General features: G+C 64.1%; 7 protein-coding genes. 3 read left to right on the forward strand and 4 right to left on the reverse strand.

Annotation, left to right across the window (positions count from 1 at the left end; all coding sequences use genetic code 11):
* Together HLUSI_RS0123325 and HLUSI_RS0123330 are read left to right on the forward strand one after the other, a co-directional pair.
* Nucleotides 1-558, forward strand: a 558-nt coding sequence (locus tag HLUSI_RS0123325) for a gamma-glutamyltransferase (protein ID WP_016836234.1), incomplete at its 5' end; no start/stop codon positions are given.
* A gap of 32 nt (nucleotides 559-590) precedes the next feature.
* Nucleotides 591-1,376 (forward strand): GntR family transcriptional regulator, encoded by a 786-nt coding sequence (locus HLUSI_RS0123330; protein WP_016836235.1) that lies wholly within the window; start codon nucleotides 591-593, stop codon nucleotides 1,374-1,376.
* 79 nt (nucleotides 1,377-1,455) lie between these two features.
* Here the strand turns inward: HLUSI_RS0123330 and HLUSI_RS0123335 are convergent, their stop codons facing one another.
* Genes HLUSI_RS0123335 through HLUSI_RS30350 form a run of 4 tightly spaced genes read right to left on the reverse strand, consistent with a single transcriptional unit; the run spans nucleotide 1,456 to nucleotide 5,918 of the window.
* The gene (locus tag HLUSI_RS0123335) at nucleotides 1,456-1,767 is read right to left on the reverse strand and encodes a DUF3325 domain-containing protein (RefSeq protein ID WP_016836236.1); all 312 of its coding nucleotides are present in this window, start codon (nucleotides 1,765-1,767) and stop codon (nucleotides 1,456-1,458) included.
* Nucleotides 1,767-3,398, reverse strand: coding sequence for a PepSY-associated TM helix domain-containing protein (locus tag HLUSI_RS0123340; RefSeq protein ID WP_029363936.1), 1,632 nt, complete (start codon nucleotides 3,396-3,398; stop codon nucleotides 1,767-1,769). The genes HLUSI_RS0123335 and HLUSI_RS0123340 overlap by 1 nt, the downstream gene beginning before the upstream one ends.
* On the reverse strand, nucleotides 3,395-3,685 hold the full coding sequence (locus tag HLUSI_RS0123345) for a DUF3649 domain-containing protein (protein WP_016836238.1): 291 nt from the start codon (nucleotides 3,683-3,685) through the stop codon (nucleotides 3,395-3,397). Before HLUSI_RS0123345 ends, HLUSI_RS0123340 begins: the two co-directional genes overlap by 4 nt.
* A 37-nt stretch (nucleotides 3,686-3,722) precedes the next feature.
* On the reverse strand, nucleotides 3,723-5,918 hold the full coding sequence (locus tag HLUSI_RS30350; RefSeq protein WP_016836239.1) for a TonB-dependent siderophore receptor: 2,196 nt from the start codon (nucleotides 5,916-5,918) through the stop codon (nucleotides 3,723-3,725).
* A 427-nt stretch (nucleotides 5,919-6,345) separates the two neighbouring features.
* Here HLUSI_RS30350 and HLUSI_RS30355 point away from each other — a divergent pair.
* Nucleotides 6,346-6,892: MurR/RpiR family transcriptional regulator (locus HLUSI_RS30355; protein WP_016836240.1), on the forward strand; the 547-nt coding region annotated here is incomplete at its 3' end.

Below are 6,892 nucleotides of genomic sequence, written 5' to 3' on the forward strand. Positions count from 1 at the left end.
GGCGGCACGGTGTACCTGTGCACCGCCGACAACGAAGGCAACATGGTGTCCTTCATCCAGAGCAATTACATGGGCTTCGGCTCGGGCCTGGTGGTGCCGGGCACCGGCATCTCGTTGCACAACCGCGGCAACAATTTCACGCTCGACGCCGCCCATCCGAACTGCCTGGCGCCGGGCAAGCGGCCGTATCACACCATCATCCCCGGCTTCCTCACCAAGGACGGCGAAGCGGTCGGCCCGTTCGGCGTGATGGGCGGCTTCATGCAGCCGCAGGGCCATGTGCAGATGGTGATGAACACGGTCGACTTCGGTCTCAATCCGCAATCCTCGCTGGACGCGCCGCGCTGGGAATGGGAAAGCGGCAACAAGGTCAGCATCGAGCACACCACCGCCGAGCACCTGTTCCGCGGCCTCGGCCCGGCCGGGCTCGGGCATGAAGTCAGCTGGTCCGGCAACCAGCTCGGTTTCGGCCGCGGCCAGATCATCTGGCGCGACGCCAACGGCGTGCTGTGCGGCGGCACCGAACCGCGCAGCGACGGTTGCGTGGCGGCCTGGTAGTTTCACTCTTTTCTGAAAAAGGCTGTGCGCCCATGCATGCTTCACCCGATCCGTCGCTGATGGACAGCGTCGCCGCAGAGCCGGCCAAGTCGTCGTCCTTGCCGGAGTATGTCTACGCGCGCTTGCGTGAAGACATCTTCGAGATGCGCCTGCTGCCCGGCGACCAGGTCACCGAGACCGAAGTCGCGGCCTACTTCAAGGTCTCGCGCACGCCGGTGCGCGAGGCGCTGCAACGCCTGCAGAGCGACGGCCTGATGCAGGGCTACGTGCGCGGCGGCTGGGAAGTGGTGCCTATGGATTTCAAACGCTTTGCCGACTTGTACGAGTTGCGCCAGCTGATCGAAGTGCATGCCGTCAGGCGCCTGTGCGCCGGCCATGCCGATGGCAAACGCGCCATCGACATGGCGCAGATCGAGGCCCTCAAGGCGGACTGGTGCGTACCGGTGGAACAGCGCCTGACCGACGGCCGCGCCGCCGCCGCGCTCGATGAAGCCTTCCACCAGACGCTGGTGCGCGCCACCGGCAACCAGGAAATGGCGAGCGCCTTCGACCGCCTGACCGACCGCATCCGCATCGTGCGCCGGCTTGATTTCGTGTACGGCGATTGCGTCGGATCGACCTACGAAGAACATGCCGCCATCCTTGCGCAGATCGACGCCCGCGCCGGCGATGAAGCTGTCAGGTTGATAACCGAGCACATCGACGGCAGCCACGCGGAAGTCAACCAGATCACCCTGCATCGCCTGCACAGCGCGCGCGCCTCCGCCGCGACCGAACGCCTGCCTTACGTCACCGTGAGGGTCATGCGTTCATTCTGAGCAAGCTCTGCGAAGATCGTCTTTGCACCTGTTCTTGTCGCCGGCAATTTACTGTTGTTGTCAGCCACGCGGGAAGGAATTACACCAGGCCGGTCGCCAGCGTGAGCAGCAACGCCAGCCACAACGCCGGCTTGCCCGTGCGCGGTACCGACTTCGGCGCGTAGCACAGCTGCAGCACCAGCAGCAGGGCGGCGACGGTCATGGTGCCGAGCCAGGCCACCGGGCCGATGCCCCAGCCGCTGTCGCGCACGCACACGGCGAAGGCCGCCGTCAGCGCCAGCGTGATGTCGGCGTAGTGGCGGTCCATCGCCAGGCTCAGCGCCACCCAGGCGCTGTAGGTCAGCGCCAGCGTCGCCAGGAACGGCAGCGGGATCAGGTCGGCCATGCTCATCACGCGGCCTCCTGCAGCTTGGCTTCCGACGTTTCCTGCGGATGCTGTTTGCCGCTTTTCTTTGCCGCTTTCTTCTTGCGGCCCAGGTGCCATGCCGCGAGCGCCAGACCGATTCCCAGCGCCAGCACCGTCAGGTCGAAACCGGCCACCGACCATGGACCCTGCGCCATGAACAGCGTCACGCCCAGGTGCGACGAGGTGGTGAAGACATTCAGCACCGGGATGCCCATGAAGAGCAGGGCGCCGGTCCACAATTGCCATTGCCACATGCGGCGGTCGGGACGGATCTGCGCCAGCACGGCGGCCACTCCCCAGGCGATGAAGAACCAGCTGATCTCGGCATCGGGCCGCCTGGGCATCGCCACCGGCAGCAGGCGGTTGGCCCAGAAGTAGGCGGCGAAGGCGATCGGCAGGCCGGCGATGGCGCCGATGTTGAGCGCTTCCACCAGGCGCAGGCCGAAACCCACCCGTCCACCGGCGGCGAGTTTCCTGGCGTAACCCTGGCGCGTCTTGACCGCCCACAGCAGCGCGCCGGTGGCGACCATGGCGCAGCCCGACAGGCCGCACAGGAAGAACAGCACGCGCAGCAGCGGATTGGCGAAGTGGCCGATGTGCAGGCCGTACAGCACGCCGCGGGTGGCGTTGGCGCCGCCGATGTCTTCATTGTCGGCGCTGACCAGCGCGCCGGTGACGCCGTTGAATTGCACGCTGGGCTGGATGTAGTTCAGGCCTTTTTCTTCCTGACGACGGATTTGAATCGTCGCGTTGGCGTCGCCCGGATGATTGATCGTGATGCCCACCGCCGGGATGCCGTGCCAGCGCTGTTCGGCTTGCGCCAGCAGCGGTTGCAGCGGCGTCAGCGGCATCGGCTTGCCGGCAGGTTTGCCGTTCCTGGCGCTCGGGAAGACGTCGGCGAAGAAGCTTTCCTGGTTCCCTTTGTACGCCGTCTGGATGCCCCACGGCATGTACATGAACATCAGCGTGACCAGGCCGGTGTAGGTGATCATCAGGTGGTAGGGCAGGGCCAGCACGGCGGTGGCGTTATGCGCGTCGAGCCAGGAGCGCTGGCCCTTCTTCGGACGGAAGGTGAAGAAGTCCTTGAAGATGCGCTTGTGCGTGATCACGCCGCTGACGATTGCCACCAGCATGAACATGGCGCAGAAGCCGACGATCCAGCGCGCCCACAGCGCCGGCATGTAATGCAGGTCGAAGTGCAGGCGGTAGAGGAATTCGCCGCCGCGCGTCTCGCGCACGTCGGGCATTTTTTCACCGGTCAGCGGATCGATGATCTGGCTGGTGAACTTGCCGCGCGTCTTCGGCGGCGCATCCTTGGGCGGCGGGCTGATCCAGCCGATGCGCAGTGCCGTGCTGCGTTCGGCAGGCAAGGTGATGAACCAGCGCGAGGCATCCGGCGCCTTGCTTTGCAATGCGGTCAGCGCGGTTTGCGCAGCCTGGGCGTCGCTGATCTGCGCGCTGTGCGACGCATGCAGTTCGGGCTTCATCCACAGCGTGATTTCTTCGCGGAAGTAGGATGCGGTGCCGGCGCAGAACACCAGGAACAGCACCCAGCACACCAGCAGGCCGGACCAGGTGTGCAGCCATGCCATCGATTGGCGGAAACCTTCTCTCATGCCATGCTCCGCTGTACCAACAAACCAAGACCGAGCAACACGCCCGGCGCCACGATCCCGCCCCACGCACGCCACGCCGTGCGTGCCGCGAACACCCACAGCACCGCGCAGCAAAACACGATGAACGACAACAGCGTGGCGGTGATCACCGCTTCGGCAGGTTGCATCGGCAACACCACGGCAAGCAGGGCGGCGGCCGCGGCGGCGAGCGCGTAACCGCCGCCGATGGCGGCTACTGCGCGTGAAGCGACGGCGAGGCGATAACGAAGGGCAGGATTCAGGTTCATTTCTTTACGTGGTGGATGCGGCGTCGGCTATGTGCGATTACCAGCCGTATGACAGCGTTGCCGTCGCAGTGCGGCCTTCGCCGTACAGGCAGTAATTCGTCGAGCAGATACCGGGGTAATACACTTTGTCGAACAGGTTCTGGATGTTGAAGGCCAGACGTGCGCCTTTGAATTTCGGATCCAGTTTCGCCAGGTCGTAACGCAACATCGCGTCGACCAGGGTGAACGACGCGATCTTTTGCGTGTTGCCGGCGTCGAGCCACATTTTACCGGTGTAGCGCGCACCGGCGCCGAAGCCGAGACCGTTCAACGGGCCGTTCTTCGCTTCGTAGTCGGCCCATACCGACGCCGTATGCGGCGCCAGCGATGTCGGCGCCTTGTCCTGCGCCGGCGCGCTGGCTTTCAGGTATTTGCCGGCGGTATAAGCGTAAGCGGCCGTCAGGTTGACGCCGTTTTCCAGCGTCAGCTTGGCTTCCAGTTCAATGCCTTGGGTGCGCAATTCGCCGGTTTGCACCGAGCATTGCGTACCGCCGGCGCAGACATGCGTCGGATCCGGATCGGTCATGGTGTTGTTCTTCTGCTTTTGCTGATACACCGCAGCAGAAAACAGCGCGTTGTATGCCTTCGGCTGATAGCGCACGCCGGTTTCATACAGCACGCCCTTGGTCGGGATGAACGGCTTGCCGAAGAAGTCGGTGCCGCTGATCGGTTCAAAGGATTCCGAATAGCTCACGTACGGCGCCACGCCGTTTTCGAACAGGTACAGGGCCGCGAGGCGTTTGGTGAAGGCGCTGTCTTCCAGCCTGGCCGTGGTGGCGAGGGTGCTCTGGTTGCGGGTGCTGGTGCGCGCCTGTTCATAGCGGCCCGCCAGCGTAAAGCGCCAGTTGCCCAAGGCAGCCTGGTCTTGCAGATAGACGCCGGGGCGTTCCTGTTTCTGCAGCGTCGGCGCGGCAAAGGTGTACGCCGAGGTCGGCAGGGTGCCGTACACCGGATTGAAAATATCGATCGGCCTTGCCGTGGCGCTGGCCGAACGGGTGTCTTCTTCATACTGCGAATAGTCGAAGCCGACCAGGCTGGTGTGCTTGACCGGACCGGTGTCGAACTTTGCTTCCAGATGGGTATCGACGTTGGTGGTCTGGCTTTGGCGCCAGGCTTGCGACGCCGAACGCAACACCGTGCGATTGTCGGCCTGCAGATTGGCGAAGCTGGTCGGCGAGATCGCGCGCGAGTAGGCGTTGACGTCGGTGAAGCGGAAGTTCTGGCGCAGTGTCAGCGCCTCGTTGAAGCGATGCTCGAACGCGTAACCGACGGCGTGCTGCTCACGCGTGTAGATGTTGTAGTCCGGCTCACCGAGATTGCGGTCGCGGGCAATCTGGCCGAGCGGATTCACGAACAGCGTGCCCTTGGACGGGATGAAATTGCGCGGGCTCAGGTCTTCGCTCAGGTAATGCGCCAGCAGCGTGAAACTAGTGTCGCCGGAAGGCCGCCAGGTAATGGCGGGCGCAAAGTAGCGACGGTTGTTCTTGACGCCGTCGACGCTGGTGCCGGCATCGCGGATCAGGCCGTTGAGGCGGTAGCTCAGCTTGCCGTCTTCATCGATGGCGCCGCCGATATCGAAGGCGGCCTGCTTGCGGTCGAAGCTGCCGTATTGCACCTGCAGTTCACGGATCGGCTCCGCGGTGGGACGCTTGCTGACCGAGTTGGCGATGCCGCCCGGTGCGTTGGTGCCGTACAGTACCGAGGCCGGGCCGCGCAATACTTCAACGCGCTCCAGGCCCCAGGTTTCGGTACGCATGGTGACGGCGCCGCCGCCGCCCGAATAGACCACGCGCAGGCCGTCCAGATATTGCGACGCGAAGAAGCCGCGAATGTATTGCCAGTCGCCGTTCGGGTCAGGGTAGGGTGCGCCGACGCCGGGGGTGTAGGCCAGCGCATCGATCAGGTTTTGTGCGCCGCGCGTGTTCATTTCGTCGCGGGTGACGACGGAAACCGATTGCGGTGTTTCCAGCAACGGTGTTTCGGTCTTGCTGCCGGTCAGGGTCTTTTTGGCGACGAAGCCGTTGACCGGACCGGTCGCGGTCTGGTCGGTGGCGGCGGTAACGTTCACCTCCGGCAAGGTGCCGGCGTTGCCGGCAGGTTCCTGCGCCAGGGCGGCGTTGGCGATGCAAAACAAGGCGGTGGCAACAGCGGCTGAAACAGCCGTCGGCCGCGCGTCGAGCGAGCGGTAAGACATGGTGATTCCCTCTGAGTTATCGTGGTCCTGTGCCTGGCAACGATAAGATCGAGAGCTGGGTATCCGGGGTAAGTCGCTGAATTATTTTGATTTTTATCTCGACTTATTTCTAGATGATAACAATTCTTATTACAAATGTCATCCCCGGTGGTATGTGCACGACACCAATGAAACCAATGTTGCACGTTCCTGTGCATCTGCAATTTGTGAAACAATGCAGCCTCGCCGATTCACTCCCTGATCTATTCCACGCACACGCCGCCATGACGGACTCCACCGCTGCCCACGCTGACGCTCCCGCCGACTTCGCCGAACTCGACGCCCTGATCCGCGCCAATTACGCCGGCATGCGGCCGCAGTTCCAGGCCGGTGCGGCCTTCCTGCTCGACAATCCGGGCGAGGTGGCGGTGTCGACCATGCGCGCGGTATGCAGCCGTCGACGCTGGTGCGGCTGTCGCAATATCTCGGTTTCCCCGGCTGGGGCGAGCTGCGCGCGCTGTTCGTCGAGCGCCTGGCGGTCACGCCCAAGGCTTATGCCTACAAGGCGCAGAACCTGGTCAAGCGCAACAACAGCGACATCCTGATCGCCGAAATCTTCCAGGCCCAGCGCGCCAACCTCGACGCCTCCGAGCCGAAGAACGCCGACGAACTGCTGCGCGCCGCACGCACGCTGACCAAGGCGCGCCACGTGCACATCGCCGGATTCCGCGCGGCGTATTCGGTGGCCTTCATGCTGGAATACCTGTACCGCCTGTTCCGCCCCAGCGTCACGCTGATCAAGGGCACCGCCGGTTCGCTGGCGATGGAGCTGCGCGCCGTCGCGCCGCAGGATGCCACCATCGTCATCAGCTTCGCGCCGTATTCGATCGAAGCGGTACAGGTGGCCGAAGCCACCAAGCGCGCCGGCAGCAAACTCATCGCGCTGACCGACAGCGCGGTGGGCCGCCGTCGCGGTGGCGGAAAGCCTGATCGAA

It is taken from the genome of Herbaspirillum lusitanum P6-12, from assembly GCF_000256565.1.
In the GTDB taxonomy this organism is placed as follows: Bacteria; Pseudomonadota; Gammaproteobacteria; order Burkholderiales; family Burkholderiaceae_D; genus Herbaspirillum; species Herbaspirillum lusitanum.